This is a genomic window from Anaerotruncus rubiinfantis (assembly GCF_900078395.1).
In the GTDB taxonomy this organism is placed as follows: domain Bacteria; phylum Bacillota; class Clostridia; order Oscillospirales; family Ruminococcaceae; genus Anaerotruncus; species Anaerotruncus rubiinfantis.
This window is the reverse complement of the sequence record NZ_FKLA01000007.1, coordinates 1-18,041: the sequence shown is the minus strand read 5'-3', so window position 1 is coordinate 18,041 and position 18,041 is coordinate 1. Positions and strand designations below refer to the sequence as shown.

General features: G+C 49.7%; 25 protein-coding genes. All 25 read right to left on the bottom strand.

What is annotated here, in order from left to right; genetic code table 11:
* Window positions 1-6: 6 nt before the first annotated feature.
* On the bottom strand, window positions 7-1,038 hold the full coding sequence (locus BN4275_RS00965; protein WP_066452699.1) for a DUF6273 domain-containing protein: 1,032 nt from the start codon (window positions 1,036-1,038) through the stop codon (window positions 7-9).
* Between the two features lie 11 nt (window positions 1,039-1,049).
* Window positions 1,050-2,099 (bottom strand): DUF6273 domain-containing protein, encoded by a 1,050-nt coding sequence (locus tag BN4275_RS00960; protein WP_066452697.1) that lies wholly within the window; start codon window positions 2,097-2,099, stop codon window positions 1,050-1,052.
* The gene (locus BN4275_RS00955) at window positions 2,096-2,719 is read right to left on the bottom strand and encodes a hypothetical protein (RefSeq protein WP_066452695.1); all 624 of its coding nucleotides are present in this window, start codon (window positions 2,717-2,719) and stop codon (window positions 2,096-2,098) included. The genes BN4275_RS00960 and BN4275_RS00955 overlap by 4 nt, the downstream gene beginning before the upstream one ends.
* Entirely contained in the window at window positions 2,716-3,261 is a 546-nt protein-coding gene (locus tag BN4275_RS00950; RefSeq protein WP_079987975.1) for a YmfQ family protein, read from the bottom strand. Before BN4275_RS00950 ends, BN4275_RS00955 begins: the two co-directional genes overlap by 4 nt.
* Entirely contained in the window at window positions 3,254-4,297 is a 1,044-nt protein-coding gene (locus tag BN4275_RS00945; protein ID WP_066452693.1) for a baseplate J/gp47 family protein, read from the bottom strand. The genes BN4275_RS00950 and BN4275_RS00945 overlap by 8 nt, the downstream gene beginning before the upstream one ends.
* Window positions 4,282-4,725 (bottom strand): DUF2634 domain-containing protein, encoded by a 444-nt coding sequence (locus BN4275_RS00940; RefSeq protein WP_066452690.1) that lies wholly within the window; start codon window positions 4,723-4,725, stop codon window positions 4,282-4,284. The genes BN4275_RS00945 and BN4275_RS00940 overlap by 16 nt, the downstream gene beginning before the upstream one ends.
* Entirely contained in the window at window positions 4,722-5,096 is a 375-nt protein-coding gene (locus tag BN4275_RS00935; RefSeq protein ID WP_066452688.1) for a DUF2577 family protein, read from the bottom strand. The genes BN4275_RS00940 and BN4275_RS00935 overlap by 4 nt, the downstream gene beginning before the upstream one ends.
* Window positions 5,097-5,098: 2 nt before the next feature.
* Window positions 5,099-5,995, bottom strand: coding sequence for an XkdQ/YqbQ family protein (locus BN4275_RS00930; protein WP_066452686.1), 897 nt, complete (start codon window positions 5,993-5,995; stop codon window positions 5,099-5,101).
* Window positions 5,988-6,383, bottom strand: a complete 396-nt coding sequence (locus BN4275_RS00925; protein WP_066452684.1) for a hypothetical protein — start codon at window positions 6,381-6,383, stop codon at window positions 5,988-5,990. Before BN4275_RS00925 ends, BN4275_RS00930 begins: the two co-directional genes overlap by 8 nt.
* An 11-nt stretch (window positions 6,384-6,394) precedes the next feature.
* A complete protein-coding gene (locus BN4275_RS00920; RefSeq protein WP_079987973.1) occupies window positions 6,395-8,359 on the bottom strand; it encodes a phage tail protein in 1,965 nt (654 codons plus the stop codon).
* Between the two features lie 176 nt (window positions 8,360-8,535).
* Window positions 8,536-8,931: a hypothetical protein gene (locus BN4275_RS00915; protein WP_066452682.1), complete on the bottom strand. Its 396-nt coding sequence runs from the start codon at window positions 8,929-8,931 to the stop codon at window positions 8,536-8,538.
* 3 nt (window positions 8,932-8,934) lie between these two features.
* The gene (locus BN4275_RS00910; RefSeq protein ID WP_066452681.1) at window positions 8,935-9,366 is read right to left on the bottom strand and encodes a phage tail tube protein; all 432 of its coding nucleotides are present in this window, start codon (window positions 9,364-9,366) and stop codon (window positions 8,935-8,937) included.
* Between the two features lie 12 nt (window positions 9,367-9,378).
* The gene (locus tag BN4275_RS00905; RefSeq protein ID WP_242863525.1) at window positions 9,379-10,365 is read right to left on the bottom strand and encodes a phage tail sheath C-terminal domain-containing protein; all 987 of its coding nucleotides are present in this window, start codon (window positions 10,363-10,365) and stop codon (window positions 9,379-9,381) included.
* Between the two features lie 87 nt (window positions 10,366-10,452).
* Window positions 10,453-10,899, bottom strand: coding sequence for a phage tail terminator family protein (locus BN4275_RS00900; RefSeq protein ID WP_066452678.1), 447 nt, complete (start codon window positions 10,897-10,899; stop codon window positions 10,453-10,455).
* The gene (locus tag BN4275_RS00895) at window positions 10,896-11,348 is read right to left on the bottom strand and encodes a hypothetical protein (protein WP_066452676.1); all 453 of its coding nucleotides are present in this window, start codon (window positions 11,346-11,348) and stop codon (window positions 10,896-10,898) included. Before BN4275_RS00895 ends, BN4275_RS00900 begins: the two co-directional genes overlap by 4 nt.
* Entirely contained in the window at window positions 11,348-11,680 is a 333-nt protein-coding gene (locus BN4275_RS00890; RefSeq protein ID WP_066452674.1) for a phage head closure protein, read from the bottom strand. The genes BN4275_RS00895 and BN4275_RS00890 overlap by 1 nt, the downstream gene beginning before the upstream one ends.
* Before the next feature lie 10 nt (window positions 11,681-11,690).
* The gene (locus BN4275_RS00885) at window positions 11,691-11,975 is read right to left on the bottom strand and encodes a head-tail connector protein (RefSeq protein ID WP_066452672.1); all 285 of its coding nucleotides are present in this window, start codon (window positions 11,973-11,975) and stop codon (window positions 11,691-11,693) included.
* Window positions 11,962-12,132: a hypothetical protein gene (locus tag BN4275_RS17495; protein WP_187116822.1), complete on the bottom strand. Its 171-nt coding sequence runs from the start codon at window positions 12,130-12,132 to the stop codon at window positions 11,962-11,964. Before BN4275_RS17495 ends, BN4275_RS00885 begins: the two co-directional genes overlap by 14 nt.
* Entirely contained in the window at window positions 12,132-13,277 is a 1,146-nt protein-coding gene (locus BN4275_RS00880) for a phage major capsid protein (RefSeq protein WP_079987972.1), read from the bottom strand. Before BN4275_RS00880 ends, BN4275_RS17495 begins: the two co-directional genes overlap by 1 nt.
* 20 nt (window positions 13,278-13,297) lie before the next feature.
* On the bottom strand, window positions 13,298-13,885 hold the full coding sequence (locus tag BN4275_RS00875) for an HK97 family phage prohead protease (RefSeq protein WP_066452669.1): 588 nt from the start codon (window positions 13,883-13,885) through the stop codon (window positions 13,298-13,300).
* Window positions 13,875-15,119 carry a phage portal protein gene (locus BN4275_RS00870; protein ID WP_066452668.1) on the bottom strand — a complete coding sequence of 415 codons (1,245 nt, stop codon included), beginning with the start codon at window positions 15,117-15,119 and terminating at the stop codon, window positions 13,875-13,877. The genes BN4275_RS00875 and BN4275_RS00870 overlap by 11 nt, the downstream gene beginning before the upstream one ends.
* Window positions 15,120-15,130: 11 nt before the next feature.
* Window positions 15,131-16,798, bottom strand: a complete 1,668-nt coding sequence (locus tag BN4275_RS00865; RefSeq protein ID WP_066452666.1) for a terminase large subunit — start codon at window positions 16,796-16,798, stop codon at window positions 15,131-15,133.
* Window positions 16,791-17,162, bottom strand: a complete 372-nt coding sequence (locus BN4275_RS00860) for a P27 family phage terminase small subunit (RefSeq protein WP_341423367.1) — start codon at window positions 17,160-17,162, stop codon at window positions 16,791-16,793. The genes BN4275_RS00865 and BN4275_RS00860 overlap by 8 nt, the downstream gene beginning before the upstream one ends.
* A 91-nt stretch (window positions 17,163-17,253) precedes the next feature.
* A complete protein-coding gene (locus BN4275_RS17870; protein ID WP_066452662.1) occupies window positions 17,254-17,727 on the bottom strand; it encodes an HNH endonuclease in 474 nt (157 codons plus the stop codon).
* Between the two features lie 87 nt (window positions 17,728-17,814).
* Window positions 17,815-18,041: hypothetical protein (locus tag BN4275_RS17635; RefSeq protein WP_207644484.1), on the bottom strand; the 227-nt coding region annotated here is incomplete at its 5' end.

Genomic DNA, 18,041 nt, shown 5'->3' with positions numbered 1-18,041 from the left:
GCCTCCTTAAAGTGGGCTATAAGAGCCATCGGGATTGGGAGCGGGGTTAAAGAGCATGTCCGCAGGCAGGGTAAACGCGGGGCGGACGCCGCCAGAGTTGGAACACTTGGAGTTTTGCCAGTCGCCATAGCCGACGTACGAGGCGTACGTGGAGTCGATGATGGCCGGGGAGCGGAGCCACCAGTGCATTGTGGAACCGTTCAGTGTTGCAATACGCTTGCTGTCGGAACTGTTGTCTGCACAACCTGCGAAGTAGGACAGCTCTGCGCCTTCACGGGTAGGCATATAGCTGTGGTTAAAGCTGACTTCCGTAGAACTCAGCAAAAAAATTTTAGCGGATAATCCATCAGCCCCGCTGTTTACTGTTTTGCTGGTTCCACTTCCCGGCCGATATGGAATCTTAACTTGCTTAATAGCAGCTGCAATATTACTGTCAAATAGACTAAGATAGGTGCTATTCAGATAGCTGTGAATTGTGCTGTTGGCATAGTCGTTGATATTGGCGCTATGCCATTGCCGCATTTCGTATATATCTTTTATTAATAGCCAAGCTCCGTCGCAGCTTGTATCATACATCGTCGCATCTGGATTTCCCTGATGCACGATCAAATGATTGTAAGCCACACCGCCAAGATTTAATTTGACTTCGCCTCCAACGGCCAAGGTGCTAATCGCAATCCCCGCCATAGGTGTTGCCACCCCATAGGCCACAGGGCTTGTCTGCCATCCATAGGTACAGCGGATAAATACCCGCACATGATGGACTACGCCGTTTGTAAGCCCCGACAGGACACATGAGAGCGTCCCCGTCCCCGGCAGTACCATGACCGACACGCCATCCGATGGGCCGTTTGGCATGTGGGTGTTGGCGGTCACGACGTAGTATTTGACCAGTGAGGCGTATGCCGCGTCCACCGCGCTAAAGGTTGCGTCTATTTTGCCGTCCCCGCCTTTGAGCGTGAGGTTTTCCACCTGCGACGCAAGGTCGCGGGTGTTAATCCCGCCAAAGGATAGGGCCTTGCCTTTTATGTCTGACATGAGATCACCTCCTAAGCTGCGAGCGGGCTGTAAGAGCCGTCGGGGTTAGGTTCGGGGGCGAGTAAGAGATCGGAGGGGAATATTATGATAGGTCTTATTCCAAGTTTTCCATCCCTGCTCGAGTTTCCGTAACCGCCACTTGCGCTTGGATCAAATATTTTTGAATTGCTCGCATTTGAGCTTCTCGACCACCAAAGGCTTGCTATCCCGTCATAATAGGCAATTCTTTTTTTGTTAGCAGCATCATCACGCCCTAAGATAAAATAGTCTAGCTTCTTCCCGTCCGAAGCTATAACCCAGCTATCAACATTTACATATCCCAGCTCAGATGCAGCTGGCAAAAAAACCTTTGTAGATAATCCGTTTTCCCCTGAATAAACCGATGTCGAAGAAAGACTTGTTAAATATGGAATTTTAACCTGTTTTATAGCGTTCTGAATCCCACTATCAAACAGCCCCAAATAGGTACCATCAAGATATTCATGGATCGTACTGTTTGCATAGCTGGTGGTGCTGAGCGTTCCCCATGCTCTTTTTTCATAAATATTTTTGATCATGCACCACGAACCGTTACAGCTCGCATCGTATTTGACCGTATCTGGATTTCCCTGATGCACAACCAAATGATTATATGGCACGCCACCGAGATTTAGCTTGACCTCTGACCCCACCGCCAAGGTGCTAATCGCTATCCCCGCCACCGGCGTAGCCGTCCCCACCGCGTCCACGCTGGTCTGCCATCCATTATCCCCCCGGACATAGAGCCGCACATAATACTGCACCCCATTGGTAAGCCCCTCGATGCTCGCGGAGATAACCGCATCCCCGATTGCCCCGACCTGCACGTCCTTAATCTGTACCCCGTCCATTGGGGAGGATGGCGCACTGCCGGGCTTTGCAATGAGCCGGTAATACTGCCCGAGATATAGCCACTGCGAGGCGATCCCGGTAAAGGTGCAGTCGATCTTGCCGTTGCCGCCCTTGAGCGTCAGGTTAAGCCCCTGCGGTGGGATTGTCTTTGTACTGATCCCGCCCCCGCCTAGCTCCTCGCCGTAGATCACGCTACCACCTCCACCGGCGTTAAGGTCAGCTGCACCGTGATGTTACTCTCTGGGATCGCTCCAAATGCTTTTGCCGTAGCTGTGCCATTGTTATTGTCAATCCGTAAGGTTACGCCCGCGTCCATAAGGGCAAGCTGTGTGTCGTCGTCCACGCTGATCCCAATGCGCACATCGTCCACAATGGAGCTATGCGTTACCGCCTGCGTCCACATCTCGCGGGTGCTGTCCTTGACCCATGAGGCCACGGGGAGGGTTACGGTGATGAGGTCGGATGGATCGGCCTTGCCCGCAATTGCTGCCTCTGCCGCATCCAGGTTCGCCTCCAGCTTTCCCAACGCCTCATTGACTGTATCCGTTGGCGTGAGCGCTCCGCCCGTTGATGGTTTTGTGTAACCAGTTAGGATTTTGTCGGCTTTGCTCGTTTCCAGATCGGTAATATCCGTTTCATTTTGTGTGATTCTCTGTGTGTGGCCTGCCAGCGCGGATTCTAACGCTGCTTTCCCATCCGCATGCTCTTTCAGTTTGGAATCAATGATATCGGCATTCCCGTTGAAATCTTCTACATCATAATTTTCATTTGGTGCCGGTTTTTTCAGCTTATAGTTTGTGGTTTCGGTCAAGACAGATTTCCCTCCCTCAGTTCCAAATGCGTCCACACCGACAACTCGCTATGTGTAAAACGTGACAGATCCGAATGAGTATTATAGGTATACTCAAAATCAAAGTTTAAATGTGCAGGCTTGCAATCCTCCAAAGCCGCGCGAAGATCCTCCATGTTGGGCGGTATGCCTATCATCCCGACGAATTTGACAGTAAAGCGATATTCCGCAGGATGCTCGATGATCTCGCACTCAGCATTTGAAAAGCTTTCGGCCACACTCTTTACCAATTTAACCGTTACGGTCCCAGTCCCGCGCAGTTTTGAAATAATACGGCTGCGTCGGTATTCAATATCGTAGTTTTCGTTGACTTCCAGCCCGAGTTCTTCTTCCCATCTGGAGAGTGAAAAATCCGCCGTGTTCACAAAGAATTGATCCAGAACATCGTCAAAGCGTTTTTCAATTCGGTTTAACTCATCCGCATTTGCGCCATTGATCGCCGCCGTCAATTTTGAGGTTTGATAATAGACGGGCATTTTTTCGGTAAGTGTTCGATCATCCAAAGATCACACCTCCAAGAACTGCGGCCTGCGTATCTTCAATCGGAATATTTGCAGTTCCGCCGTTAAGTGTCAAATTGTTATAATCAAGCACACCAGCGCAGTTAAGAACTGTGTTTCCGATCTTGGCATAGCTTACATAGGTTTCTTGAAAAGCGATATCCTTTAGGTATTCAATCAGCGAATTTTTGATGTTTTCATGTACTGTCTCCATCGTATAATTTTCACTGTCTATTTGCAGGGTAAGAGATACGTTTACCGGTAGCTCCTCCGCACTCCTGACCGTAACGGCGGCCCCGATTGGCCGTACTTCTTCAATGTGCGCCAGCGTGGACGCGATCAACGCATCATCGGCTCCACGCATGTTGGCGTCTATAATTATAACCGTGACCGTTCCTGGACCATTGTCAAGCGGAAAAACCCTTGCGTCTCCAACTCCGGTAACTTCCTTCGCCCATCCGAGATAATGCCACTTATTTCCCGATGTCGCAGGCGTGCGGGCTTTGATGTAATACCGTTCCCGAAGGCTGTCATCGCTTTCCTGATCGTATCCGTTGATAAATGGTTTTGCATTTGTAACTGTTCTCAATCCTTCAAGTGTTTTCGGAAAGCTTTTAATCGCGCCCGCCGGAACATTACCGGCCGCGCCGGCGGTTTGGCATATCACTTCTATATCAATCTGGCCGGATGCAGGAAGTGATGCGTCGCGTGTAAAGGCAAAGCTCACGGTATCGCTCGCTACCAATTCGCCTGCGGTGATCGCTGCCCCCGCAACACCAGCAATGGTCACCACCCCGCTTGCATAGGTCGCCTGTCTGCGGATGACATTTTTCTCGGCGCATTTTCGGTCTAAGTTATCTCCTGTGGCGGTATCCACGAACCCCTGATCCAACATATAATCTGACTTTTCATCCAATCTTGCCGTTTCTATCGCTGTTGGCATTGTAAGGTCATATACGAACTCGCCCTTATTTTTGTCGAATTCGTCGTCAATGTTTCCCAGCATCCTTTCATGAATCGTTGCTACACTGTCAGCCATTGGTATTGAACCTCCTGTTCGCCATATATGCTTTCCACAGCGAAGGACGTCTCCAAGGTTCTCCCGTCCCGCTTAAAAGTAAATTCGCTCACGGCAAGAATCTCAGAATCCCGCAAAAGCGCTTCGGTCACTTCGCGTTCCACCTCAGCGCAAAGAAAAGCAAACGGATATTGCCGGTTCGTTAAATCGAAGGTATTCACTCCGTAAGGCTCCGAATCCTGCCTGTAGATCTCGTACTTATTCAAGATCGTTCGCAGGCACTTTTCAATGCGGATTTTTACAGCATCCGCACCAGCCAATTGGATGATCCTCCCGTCCTTCAGGACGAAATCACCCGATACAAAATCAAAGTCCAGCGTCTTTCCGCGCTCTCGACGCTCCGTCAAAACGTCGTCGCTGATTTTTACTTCATACTCCGGAAATATCATTGCACCACCCGATCAATCACAATAAATTTCTGTGCTTTTCCCGGCGTGACAGCGGTCGGAATACAGGCTACCAGATCACCCGACTTTAATGGCTGCGTAAAGGTTATACTTCCCTGCCCGGTAACACTCCCGTTTTCGTCTATGGTTTGGAGCGCCGCGTGTGCTGGCACAATCTCTATCTGCGCGGTTCGCTTCTGCCCTTCCGCAAGGGCAGAGCAGACATAAAGTTGCGATGGTTCCAAAATAACCGCATCAGCCAAAAGCGCAATGCGCAATGGGGAATGCGATATCACTTCGCCAATCTGCGGCCGAATCTCTGCCTTGTTGTCTCTTTGACGAAACTGCGCTGCCATTTCGTCGGCCCATCCCACAGCTACCACTCCAATCCGATTGATATTTGGTGTTTCCCATCCACAAGAGAATGCTCCGCCGACCTGATCCGATACCATCCGTTTAGAGGTCCCGCTTTTATTTGGACCATTCGGTTTGCCTTTACCTGCATACCGCCCGCAAGGGCCAAAACCGGAACGGTACAAGTATGTACGACACGGTTTCCTTCGGATAGTCTGTTCTTTGCAATGGAAGCGGCTCGCGCCACATCCTTGTCATCCACATTCTCGATAATCTGATGCAACCCATATTTGGCAATACTGGTGGCATCCTCCGCAACCGATTGAACCGCCGTGTTTTCTTCTCCGCCACTGACCACAATCACACGGTTCACAAGTTCTTTGATGCTGCTTACAATGGAGAGACTTTCTCCGACCAGCAGAACTGGTGAAATTTTTTTATTCGTCAGGCGGTCAACTACTAATTTATCTGCCTGCATTTCCCGCACGTATTGAACCCCCTGATCCGCTTCTCCCTGGCTGAGAATATCGTCCAGGATTGAATTCAAGCTGTCCTTGTAAATCTGTGTAATGAGGGTCGGGATAGAACAGCAGGAGCATTTCACACCGTATTCGCCTAAAATGGAAGTAATGGCGGCGTTTGCGGGCATTTGATTGAATTGTTTTGTCACTTCATTTTTCAGAAGATGGGCATAGTCGAACGCCACATAGCTGAATGTGTATTTGTTCGCCGTTTTTTCACATACGATTGCTCGGATATCCTCTTTTCCATCAAAGAAGGTGCTTATTACCGTCCCCTCTGGAATGTTATACAGACTGTCAAAGGTGATTTGCGCGCCCAGCGTTGCGGCGTCTGTTCCCCATGAAATGTTATTTGATTTGTCGGTGATGCTCCTGCCGTTCGCCGTAAGTTTAAACATTGCGGTACTCCTTGAAGGTTACGCTGTATACGATGTTTCCCGTCTGGTTTTCATGGTAAGCCAAGCTTTCAACGGACGCCAAAAGATTGATCGTATTCCTTCCGCTTATAACAAGCCGCACCGTTCGTTTTCTGCGCATGGCCACATCCAGCATATTGATAATTTCTTTTCCGCGCACACTGCTTTTTGCAAAGTCATAGGATCGCCCTGGCAGAACTCCTTCAAGCGATATCTCACGCAACCCAGCGCCGCCCATAATATTGTAAACACCGCTTTGATAGGTTGGAAATTCTTCATTGCGTGCGGAAACTGATACTTCCGGCATTTCGGCAGGGATGAAAGGAAGTCGATACATCCGGCCACCAGAGCTTAAATAGATATCAGCCACACAATCACCTCCTAGCTGTTGATGAGTGCGGTTTGAACTTTCCGCATAATCACGCCACCTAGATAATCGGCATACTCTCGATTTCCGATAAGGTTCCCCTGGATCGTCACATTGACCGTCACGTTACCACCTACGCGAGATTTGTCGGCAGGTATCACTTTTGAACCGTTCGGCAGATTTACAATCTCGCCGCCGCGCTCATTGATTTTGGCAAGTCCTCCTCCGAAGAACTGTGTGCCGAGTGCGAAATGCGGGATCTCTGGGATTGCAAGGCCTACTGTTTTTCCGCCACCAAGTCCCTCCGGGACCCATTCCGGCATTTTAAAGTTTGCGAACTCGTTGAAGCCCCTAATCAGATAATTTAGACCATCTATAATCAGATTGATAGGGGCTTTTACCATGCCCCCCAGTGCTGTCCACGCACCGGAAAAGATCTCCTTGATCCCTTCCCAGGCTTTTGTCCAATCCCCTTCAAATACGCCGGTTAAGAAAGTGATAAGTCCATTAAACATGGACATCATACCTTCGATGTACGTTTTCATGCCGCTGAAGAAGTCAGACGCATAGGTTTTCATTCTTCCAAAAATTCTTTCAAATACCGGACCCAGCTTTTCGGCCAACCATGCGACGAACGGTTGCAACGCTGTCCATGCAGTTTTTATCAGATTGATAAAGTTACCCACAACCGGAAGAATGTGTTGTTGAAACCACCCGTACAGCTCCTTCAGCTTCGGCACAACCTGCGCCTTTAGGCCCGCCGCGAATTCCTTAAACTTTGCCCACAGTGCATTCACCTTATCGCGGAAGGTTTCACTTTTACGGTATGCCGTGACAAACACTGTGACAAGCGCCGTAATCCCAAGAATGATCCATCCGGCGGGAGAAAATGCAAGTGCGCCTTTTGATGTGACGAAAAGAATATTTTTCAAGGTGTTGAACCCGCTGACAATTGACTTGATACCGGCAGCGATTTTCGACCCGGCCATAAATCCGCCGAATGCCGCCACAATCCCCAGAATCGTATCTTTGTTTTCAGCCGCGAATTTTGCCACCTTGGAAAGCGATTCCACGACCTTTTGGAATCCCGCTGCCGCACCGTTGGCGATTTTGTCAAGGGTCCCATCATTCTGCCATTTCTGCAAAAGGTCTGCGAAAACGGTCGCCTTTTCACGAATATAGTCAAGCAAAGACCCGGATTTAACTGTGCCATCATTCTGCATTCCTACAATCCGCGCAAGGGAATTCTTTGTAACGCCGGTAATTGTGCTCCATACCCCGCGCGTAGTCTTGGCGAGTTTTTCCATGCCTCCGGCATAGCGGTCGTTAAGCAGTGCCTCAAGTGCATCTTGAAGTTTTGCCGCGTCGGTAATCTGCCCCTTGCTGTTTAGAAAACTGCCCCCAAGGTTTGCCTTTGCGTATTCATCGACCATTTCCTTTGTAACGCCCAGAGTATCCCGCAATGAGGCGAAGTCGCCGGTTGTCGCGGCTTTGATAAATCCGCTCTGGATATCTGCCATGCTCCGATTGACGCCTGCTGCGGCGTCTCCAAGTACCGGAAGCCAACGTTCGGATTTCAAACCAAACATTTCCAACGAACTCGCCGCAGAAACAAGCTCTCCACCCTCAAACGGCGTTTTGTTTGCAAGGTCAATAGCATATTTCATAACCTCTGCGGCCCGCCTTGTGTCCTTTGTAGCGGTTTCTAGCTGTGTCCTGAATCCTTCCAGATCCATTGCTTCGGAAAGTCCGGTCTTGAGGGCGAACGCTCCCGCAATCCCAGCGCCCGCCTTAATGAGTTTACTTGCGCTGGACACCATACCATTTATCTTTTTCTGAAAATTGTCAGCCATATGCTTAACCTGCAAGGTCGCTGCCTTTGCTTCCTTCGACATACCCTTCAGGTCTTTATTGACCTTGAGCAATCCTTGGCTCATATTGTTTTTCAGATTCAAAATGGTACTGATCGTTTTCGCCAAGCGTTACGCCCCCTTTTTGCCAAACAGTCCTGTTATGATTTCTCCTATTTCCTTGTAATAGAGGTCGCGCGCGCATCCCAGAAATACTTTTTCGGAACTGTCCAGAGCTGCAAGATCCTTTAATCTCCAGCCCCGAACTACATAAAAAGCCATCAAATTCAACTCCGGGTCGCGCGCTACAAGTTTTTTACCTTGTCCTCAACGCCATTCATGCCAAACAGCTCCGCAATCTGCTCGGAAATTGATCCGATATCCGCGAGATCGAAAATTGCGTCGACCGCGTCAAAAGGGTCTGTAATGTCAAGCCCTTTATGTAGTTCAGGACTTTGCAGCAGATCGCAGGTCTGATAAATCAGCTTTTTCATGGCATCCATCTGCTGCCGTGTGCTTGTACCATCGCCCATTTCGTCAATTGTATCCATGAGGAGAACGTCGCTTGGCTTCTTGAAAACAAGCGTCGCATTCATTGAGGGCACGAACACATCAACTGTTTTAAATTTATCGGCTTCACGCTGCGTCTTGCGGGCAATCAGATCCTTTATTGTGGCTCGTTTTACATCTTCCCTTGCCATCTTTTATTCCTCCGCAATCTTTTCAAGGATACGGTACTTCGCGAATTTAAGCGGTATCTCTTCCTCCACAAGCGCTTTCTGTTCAAAATTTGCAAGGTGAAATTCGGTAAACACCACATTTTCTACAGATGAACGCTCTGACTGTCCTGTTGCCCGATCAGTCAGTTTGGTAATAATTTTGATATCCGGCATCACGCCGCTTGAATACGCATCAGACAACAGGGATAGGACCATGCTGTCCACCTTTTGCAGCGTAATGGAGCCATCACCTGAATACCCGGTAAAGATGCTGTATGTTGCTGGATCACCGCAAAAGCCGACATCTTCAAACGATCCTGTCAATTTTAGTTCGATTTTTTTTATCAGTGCGAGCCGTTTTCCATTCAGCCAGACATTTCCACTTGTACCAGTTAAAACTCTGTTTTCATTTGGCATTTTTACCCCTCCTTAAAACATCGAAATCGGGAATCTGAGGTTTTCCATAGCACCAAGAATTTTGATATTTCCATCCAGAAAAACATCACGCTTGTATGTAGTGATTCGGACCGTTGCATCATCCCAATATTCCGCCTCCGGTTTTTCGGCAATCCACGCGGCACGCTGCGCGGTGATGTCAATGTCCGCATTGTTGGCATAATTATTGTCGAGAACTTCGTTTCTCTCGAGTGTGTCAAAGTAGGTATTAACTGCGGATACGAAAAGCATCTGATTATCCAGGTTGTTTTTATAACGTCCCTGGTATTGATTCTTGAAGGTATCTCGAATATCGTCCTCAATCAGATCCATCGTTTCCACAATGTCAATATACTTCATGTCCTCCGTGTCATTTCCGGTCAGCGTGGTCATACTGTTGATTCCAAGCCCGATTCGCACGTCGTCAAAATCGTTAATCAGAATCATCTTTCCAGCGGTTAGTGCGTCATTAACATCCGCAGGTTCTTCCGCCGCTTTCAGATTGGCGCAGATATAGTTTGTCGCGCCTCTGCTGATATTGCAGGCGGCAAGAATCCCAAGCAAGGAAGGAATGTATTTATCCCCGGTCTGCTCTCCACGGCTGTCCAAAAACGTCACCTTCTCATTTGCAAGGTTTACAATATACTTGCTATCTGCTGCGCTTTTGAAAACGATCCCTTTATAGGTCCTGTGATTCAAAACACGCTGCGACTTAATCCATTCGGCCAATGCAGTATAGTCCTCTGCGGTTCCAACATGGGCAATCCAACCGGTTTTTACCGTCTTTGCGATAATTGCAAGTGCATCGGCTAAAGTGTCGGTTGTGCCAATTCTGACAGCATAGAGCTTCGACGGCAAGAATGTCATTGCATCCGCAAGCTGCTGATAGTTTTCAGCTGTATATTTTTCCTTGTCGATGAACAGCTCTCGCTCGTTCTGGTACATCCGTGTGCTGAACGTTTCGTCGGTGTCGTCCTTCAAAATCAGGAGCGCGATTCCGCGTTCAGACCTTGACACAAAGGTGCTCGCAAGCTGTTTAAATATAATTTCAATGGTTGGCAGTTTCAATTAACTCACCCTTTCGTGAATGTTGAGTGTATCCATGAGCGGCCTGTCGTCAGTATCCGGGAGAAGTTCCACGCGGTAAAGGTCAAATGAGCAGATCAGCACGCCATCAGTCACGACGCTTTGTACTTCGTCAATCGGGATTGCCCCGCTTCCAACAAAGAGATCGTCCATAAATGCATTTTCGAGCAGTTCCCGCATTTCTGTATTCTCTGGCTTCGGGCGTTGCCTATTCTTTGCAAAGAAATAGATTCTGACGGTTACGGTTCGTTCCAAGCAACACCCGTTAAATTTCCCCCCGTTCCCATCCCCGGTCTCCACCTTGATGGAAGGTCGTTCGATTGGTTCTTCCACATCCTGATCGATCAGTGGGACGTTCTCAAAAGCCCCTCCCTTTTTTGCGGACTTAATCCGCTCATTGACAGCGAGATTGATGTCAAAAAGCGTCACTTGCTGATCCCTCCCAAAGCCTCGTCGAGAAAATCTTCAATATCGGAATTGAATTCTGATTCGAATTGCTTCGCTGCATCCTCGAACACATACTTTCCTTTTACAGTTCCAGTTTCGTTTCCGTTCTCATCGACAATGCGGTGCCCATATTCGATCAGGTGTGCATGCGGCGCTTTTGACGAGTGGACGCGCACCGCCGTCCCGCCGTTTCCTTTATAGATGTAGACTTTCCCTCGCTTGATGTTTTTGTGATATCGGGAATCTTCACCGCCTTTGTGGTTGGGGGATTTTTTAACGCGTTGATTAGCGAGACTTAAAGTCTTTTTGCGGAGCTTATTTCCTTCCTGTTGAACAAATTTCTTGCTTTCTTTTGGGAGATCCCGCTGTGCAATTTCCAGTAGCAAATCCGCATAAGCATCAACTTCGCTCGTGTCGAATCCATCTGCCATTACTCCACCACCAGTCTGCAATAGATTTCCACTCGATCGCGCTGCCGATAGTTCGGCATAAAGTATTTCACGTCATACCGCTGCCCGCGAAACAGGAAATACATGTCATTTGTCAATTCAGTTGCAGATTCGGCTCTGATTGTGATTTTATGGGTTATTTCAGCATATAACATACCGCCAGAAATCGGATATTGACTTCCCGATACAGGCCTGACTTCTGCCCAAAGCGTTTTAATTTTTACATAGTCGTATGTCTTTTCCTCTAAATTGTTTTTCGCTTCCTTTTTTCCATAAAGATCCACGCGACAATTTAGCCGTGACGCAAGATTCATGAGCACCACCTCACAGCAGGTTCACCGAATGCAGGCCCAGGATTGTTTCCACCACCCGGTTCACCTTATCATTTTCCACCGTTGATTGTCGGTTATCATACATGTCCGCGCAGAGCGCCAGAATCGCAATCGAAATTTCCTCGTGCTTGTCCAGTTCTTCATCGGTCAGCCCGGTATAGCTCTTGACAAACGCCTTTGCCGCTGCAAGCAGCGCCTCCGGGGACAGATCCGCGTCCATGTCGTCCATGCGCGCATACTTTATGACTTCATCCGGGGTAATTTCACTTGGTTTCATTCGTCTTTCCCCTCTTTTTCGGCTGCTTTTCCTCCATTGGCTCCACGTACCCGGCGGCAAGAAGGTCGTTTAAGACCTCCCCCGCCGGGATATCTCTGGTTTCCCCTGCATACATGGATATAAGCCCGGAAAAGCTCACCTGTGCCTTAACAATCATCAGGACGCTTTCATAACCAGGGCCGCAAGCTTCTGGTTGTCGGTGACCTTGCTGTCAAACTCAAACCAGGCGACAACGCCGATTGCGTGCTGGGTCGCGTATTTCTCCCGCAGCACCTCGATAGAGATGTTTTCCCGCATATTGACTGAAAGGCCGCTGCAATCCCCATACAGGATCGCCTTTGCACTCGCGGCAATGGCGGGCATGTTGTCGCTGAGGTAGACCGGTTTTCCAAGCAGGCGGTACGGGAATTCCCCGGTTACGTCATCCTGGAGCAGATATCGGTTGTTGCCGTCCTTGAGTTTCTTGATCGCGGTGAACGTGCTGGGGTTCATGATCCAGCAGGCATTCCCCTGATAGACCTGTTTGACCTTTGCCTGCAGATCGATCAGCTCGTCGGCGGTGATCGCTGCGGCGGATGCTGCAGTCAGGGTGGTGGTGGTCGAAAGCGCGCCAGTCGCCTTGCTGGAAGTGCCAATGAGCAGTTCCCTTTCCAAAAACAGCGCGATTTCCTCCGCCATCTGGCTGACGATGAAGTTGACAACACTGAACGTTCCGTTGTTTTCGACGCTGCGCCCAATCAGGGTCAGCGCACCGGCCAGATAACCGGAAAGGTCAACCGAAGTGAACGCGCCGGAATCCGCTGTGATTTCGGTGAATTCAGTCTGATAACCGACCGTAATGTCATGGGTGGAATCCGCCTTACCCCACACCGGGACTTTAAGCGTACCCTTCACGTTGTAGATGGTCGCTTTTGCCAAGATCGGGCAGCGGTCTTTGACCTCCTTGATGATCCGGTTTGCAATGCTGGTTGGGATAATGGCCCCATTGTTTCCCATGTCCATGTTCTGCTCTCCCGCGCGCAGCTCCGGCACCTTGCCCATGACATAGTCGGCAAAGGCGCGTTCCTCATCAGCCGCGCGTTCCTCCGCCTCACTTGGGACGGCTTTCTTTTCCACTTTGCGGGCGCGTTCCTCGCGGGCAATGGTTTCGTCGATCGCCCGGATTTCCTTCTCCGCCGCGTCAAACTGCGCGGCTTCCTCTTCGGACATCGCGCGGGTTTCGGTATCTGCGGTATGCAGCAGGTTTTCCATGATCTGCTGCTGTTCCGCACGTTTTTCCATCAGTGCTTTCAGATTAATCATTTTCAAATTCCCTCCAATAATCAGTGTTTGATCGCGTTTATTCTTTCATGGTATCCAGAGTTATCGAACGCCGGTTTCGGCGGCGGTTCTTCGGTGACTTTGGGAACATCTTCAAACGCCCTGGTTTCAATTTCCACCTCCGCATCTGCGCGTATTTCCACAGAGGTTGCGGAATAGACAGGGGTTTTCTTGACAACCAAGGTCAAATGTTCCAGATCAAGCGCCTTAATCCGTCGCAATGGCAGCTGATCCGCACGCTGTTCAAGCTCATCCTGCACATTATACATTCCAAACGACCAGCCCCTGATCTTGCCTTTCTTCGCAAGTTCAATAAGCGTCTCATCCGTTATGAGTACATCCGCATGCAGGCCGATATTGTCCTCGTACAGCTTCAATGTGCCTTCGTCTGTGCTGGCATACACATGACTATTATCGTGATCCACCGTAACTGTGATATTGCCCGCCCGGTCAATCGCCTTTTCAAATGCGCGCGGCTCAATCTCTTCGATCACCCTGCCGTGCGGCGTAATGACCGGACGGCTCTTCTTTTCGGTGACATTGACATAGCCACTGATGTGCGCCCCGTCAGCTCGAAGTTCAATTTTCATTTTCCCCACCACCTTTTTCGATTGTTTTGATCTCCCGCTGCTCCATCCGGTTGAGTTGATTGGTGTTCGGCGTGTAAAGCAGCTTTGTTTTCGGATCATACAGAACGTCCTGTAATCCCAGCTTCACCCACGAAAGCCCCAGCGGTTCCAGATCCTCCGCATAGCGAACTTCATCGATCTGCATGAAGTTCGCGTCCAGCGCGACCTTGTAAGCGTCGAACCGCTCCTTCATGTCGCCTTTCAGCAGTTCCTTCGTATCAAACGCCCAATAATATTTTCCTTTCTCTTTCTCCAGCAGGAAATCCTTATTGAGCGCGCATTGGATGGTGATCATCAGCGGGATTGCCGCCAGCTTTGCAAGGCTTGCCGTATCTTCTTCGGTCGCCTTCCCGGACATCACCTCCGGGGAGATGTGGAATATTTTTGAAAACTCCCCGGCGTTGGTCAGCTTGTTTTCATTGAGCTGCATTTCAACCGAAGTGTTTGACGCCTCCTGGAAATCAATATCCGCATTCAGCACGATCATGTTTTCTCCGTCGTCGTTGCTGTACAGCCGCCGGAATGCTTCCCTTATCTGCGACAGGACGCCCGCTTCCACTCTTTTTTGCGCTTTCAGGTATCCCCGCTTGTTCCCTCCGCGCTTCACAAGGTTTCGTTCGAAGCACAAGGTCTGATATGCAATTTCAATCAGTTTTGAGCTTTCCTGCGTGATCGGAACGCCCTGTGCCCCGTCCTTGGTGTTGCGCAGAATTTTGAGAAAGTCATAGGGCTTGTATGTATGACCCCGTACCAGGATATCGAAATCTTTAAAAATCGGGTCCGGATTCTTAACGATTGAGATTTCCGTCTCGTCCACATAATGCAGACTTTTGAAACTCCCCTTTTCCCGGTTGATATAGGCGTACCCGCCCTTTCCGGTATAGTAGTCCCGCACAATGGCTTTCCAGAATTCGTTTGCATTCAGGGTGTCCCCTGTCTCATCCCCCAACAGCCGCAGGCGCGGATCGTCCTTAATTTCCTCCGCTTTGCCGCCATTGTCCTGATACAGCTTGATTGGTGTGCTCGCCACGATATTTGCAATCAGGTCGATACCCCCGCCCACAGCGGGCACCTGCAGGGCAATATCCTTCGTGACATTTCCGCCGCCGAGCAGTGCTTTTAACAGCGGATCGTCCATCTGCACTTCACTGGTATCCGCTCGTATTTCCTGCCCTTTGCGTTTAAACAGCCCCATAGAATCCTCCTTCACGTCTGAATCACAAAATCTGTTTCTCCGTTAATCAGTTCGACCTGCAGCGGGTGAAGCGCATTGATGATCGCCACTACCATGTCCACTTTTCCGGCGGACTTTTTCTTGTTGACATATTTATTAAGGTTGGTGTCCTCTGTGCACCGCGCGTTCTGGAAGTTAATTTCAAGCAACCGGTTTTCATCGTAAGTGAACTTCTTTTTAAGCACACATTCTTTGAGCAGCTTGGTTGCCGGGTGCAGAACCGAAGAATGCTGCTTAATTTCCAGGCATTCGATCCCGGCCTCTTCCAGCTTCTGCACCGAAGATAGCGCATTATAACGGTCGAAGCCCAATCCGACGATCTCGACACCGTATTTCTTCGGCAAGTCGACAATAAAGCGTTCCACAAACCCATAATCTATGACCCCTTCGCCGCAGGCAAAGCAGCAGCCCTCCCGAATCAGGCGCGGATAATCCACCTGTTCCTTTTTGGTTTTGAGCTCCACCCGGTCCTTTGGCAGAAATCCCCACACTTTTGCATAGATGGTCCCGTCCTCTTCGGCCAGCATCGCAACAGCGGTATTGTCGTCCGTCTGTGCCAGATCCAGCCCCAGCCAGACCCGCCGCCCGTTCCACCAGGCCGCTTTGTCCTTCCTTGCGCACTGCTTCACCTTCTGAATATCGATGTAACCTTCGACACCAAGGCCCTTGTACATGATGTTGCAGTGCTTACAGAGGAAGTTCTCGCGCTTGTTTTCATACAAAACGGCCATTGTACGCAAGTCTTTGATCGATTTGAAAATTTCGGCATTGCTGACCGCCGCCGGATTGCTTTGGAAAATAACCAGATCATTCTTTTCCCACTCCTTGGTCAGCTCTTCGTCCGGCTCATAGAGCAGGGAAAACACATCCTCCCGGTCAAGCAGCCCATCCAATACCTTTTTAGCTATGTCAACTTCGTCTATCATGACATTGTTATCGTTTGGGTACTGGGTGGAAATGATGATACCCAGTTTATTGCGGATGGTGATCTGTGACGAGCGCATTGCCTCCACCGGATAGCTGTCCAACGCCCCCGCTTCATCCGCAAGAAAGATATTTGCAAGCCTGCCGTCCATGCCGTCGTTAGAGTAGGCCAGCGGCGTGTATTCGATATCGTTTAACAGGCAGGTGATCATGTCGCGGTTGATTTTAAAGTGATCCGCCAGCGCAGGGCTGACCTTGATAATCTTTCGCACCGCCAGCCGCAGCTCGCTCGACAGCTTGTAGTCCGGCGCAACCGAAAAGAAGCGGGAAAACTGCGGTTCGGTCAGCATTCCCAGGATAAAGATAACCGCCGCATTGAATGTCTTAAAGTTCTTTCGAGCGATTTCCAGCAATGCCGTTGTGTAGAATCTCCGGTTGTCGTCCCTCGTCCTCGTGCAGAACACGGCGATAATGAGAAAATGCGCGTAATCTTCCAGCCCCTCATCCATTGGAATTTGCAGGTCCGGGTGAACCATCAGGCGCAGCAGCCGCAGGACTTTCCCGACTGACTGTTCATTAACGTATGCTTTCTTATGCTTGCCGTCCGCAATTTTCAACCACGCCTTTGCCTGCTTCTTGATGTACTTTCCTACCTTGCGGTTTCCCGACAGGCCGCACCACTTTGCATATTGATAGGCGCGGGTTTCTTTAATCATCTTCCCTCAGCGCCTTTAACAGCGGATCTTCCCTCTGCTTTGCCGCCTGCGCCGCCAGTGACCCGATTTTTGCCCGTGCCTGCGGAGATAAGCAAAGCTCATTACAGCACCGGTAAAGGTCTTTCGTATACTTGTCCTTGGTGGCCATCAGCACTGAATCGCTCATTAGGCTTTCGTCCTCATTCACGCGCCGTTCGATGCTTTCCAAGCGGTCAATGGCAATCGTGCATGTAGTCAAAATGTAGATGTCCAGCGATCCCAATATTCCGCAGTCGTTCAGCTGGTTCACAATATATTGAAAGATCGATTTTTGTCCGTCCGTAAAATATCCCGGTGGTTCAAGCGTTCCTTTTTTGCCCTTCACTGCATTTTCCAGAAAGGTCCGCGCTTCTTTTTCCGCATTTGTAAGATTTTTGGATTGTACGTTTACCGCTTTTGCGGGTCTCGCCATTGCTTCACCGGCTTTCGTTTTGGGATTTTATCATAAAAAGAGGGCCGCTGTTGGTGTTGACACTTTTTGCGTTCAAATTTTCACATGCCCCGGGGGAGGTCTCATCCTGCTCTTGCACTATCCTCAATAACTCTGCCCTTGGGATCTCTCCCGCCTCTGCCATCTCATGGTGATATGCACAGACGGTCAGCAGGTTGCCCGCATCAAGCCTCCGGTCCCAATCCTCCGCAATTGGGATGATATGATGTACATGCGTCTCTCTATATGTCAGCTTTGGCCCTCTGTCGATATAGAGGCCGCGTATACAAATCTGGCACAGATATTTGTCACGCTGCTTGATCTCTTCTCTTTTACGTTGCCATGCCCCTGTCGAACGGAACTTAAATGCTGCTGTCTGTGCGTTTTTCCGTTTCGGTTTCTTTGGACACTCGTATCCTCTTGGATGGAAACCGCCGCAATATTTACAGCTAACCTTCATCGCCTTTTATCAGAAATCGCTAAGGCCCGGATGATATTGCGTTGGGGCCTTGTAAGCGTTCTTCCAGAAATCTCTTCAATATATTCTTCAAGTAGCGTTGCGTCCTTGGCTTTCAGAGCCCACACTAGTTCCTCCGGCCTTGGCTCTCCCGGTGTCGCTTGTCTCATTTTGCGCCTCCTTTATCTTTCGGCACACCGCCTCATACTGTGCATTAAGATCCCTCAACTCCGCTTTTGCCTCCCTGCGCTTCTTCCCGGTCTTGTGGATTAAGCGCTCATTGATCTCTATGCGCTCGCGTAAGATACGCACCCGCT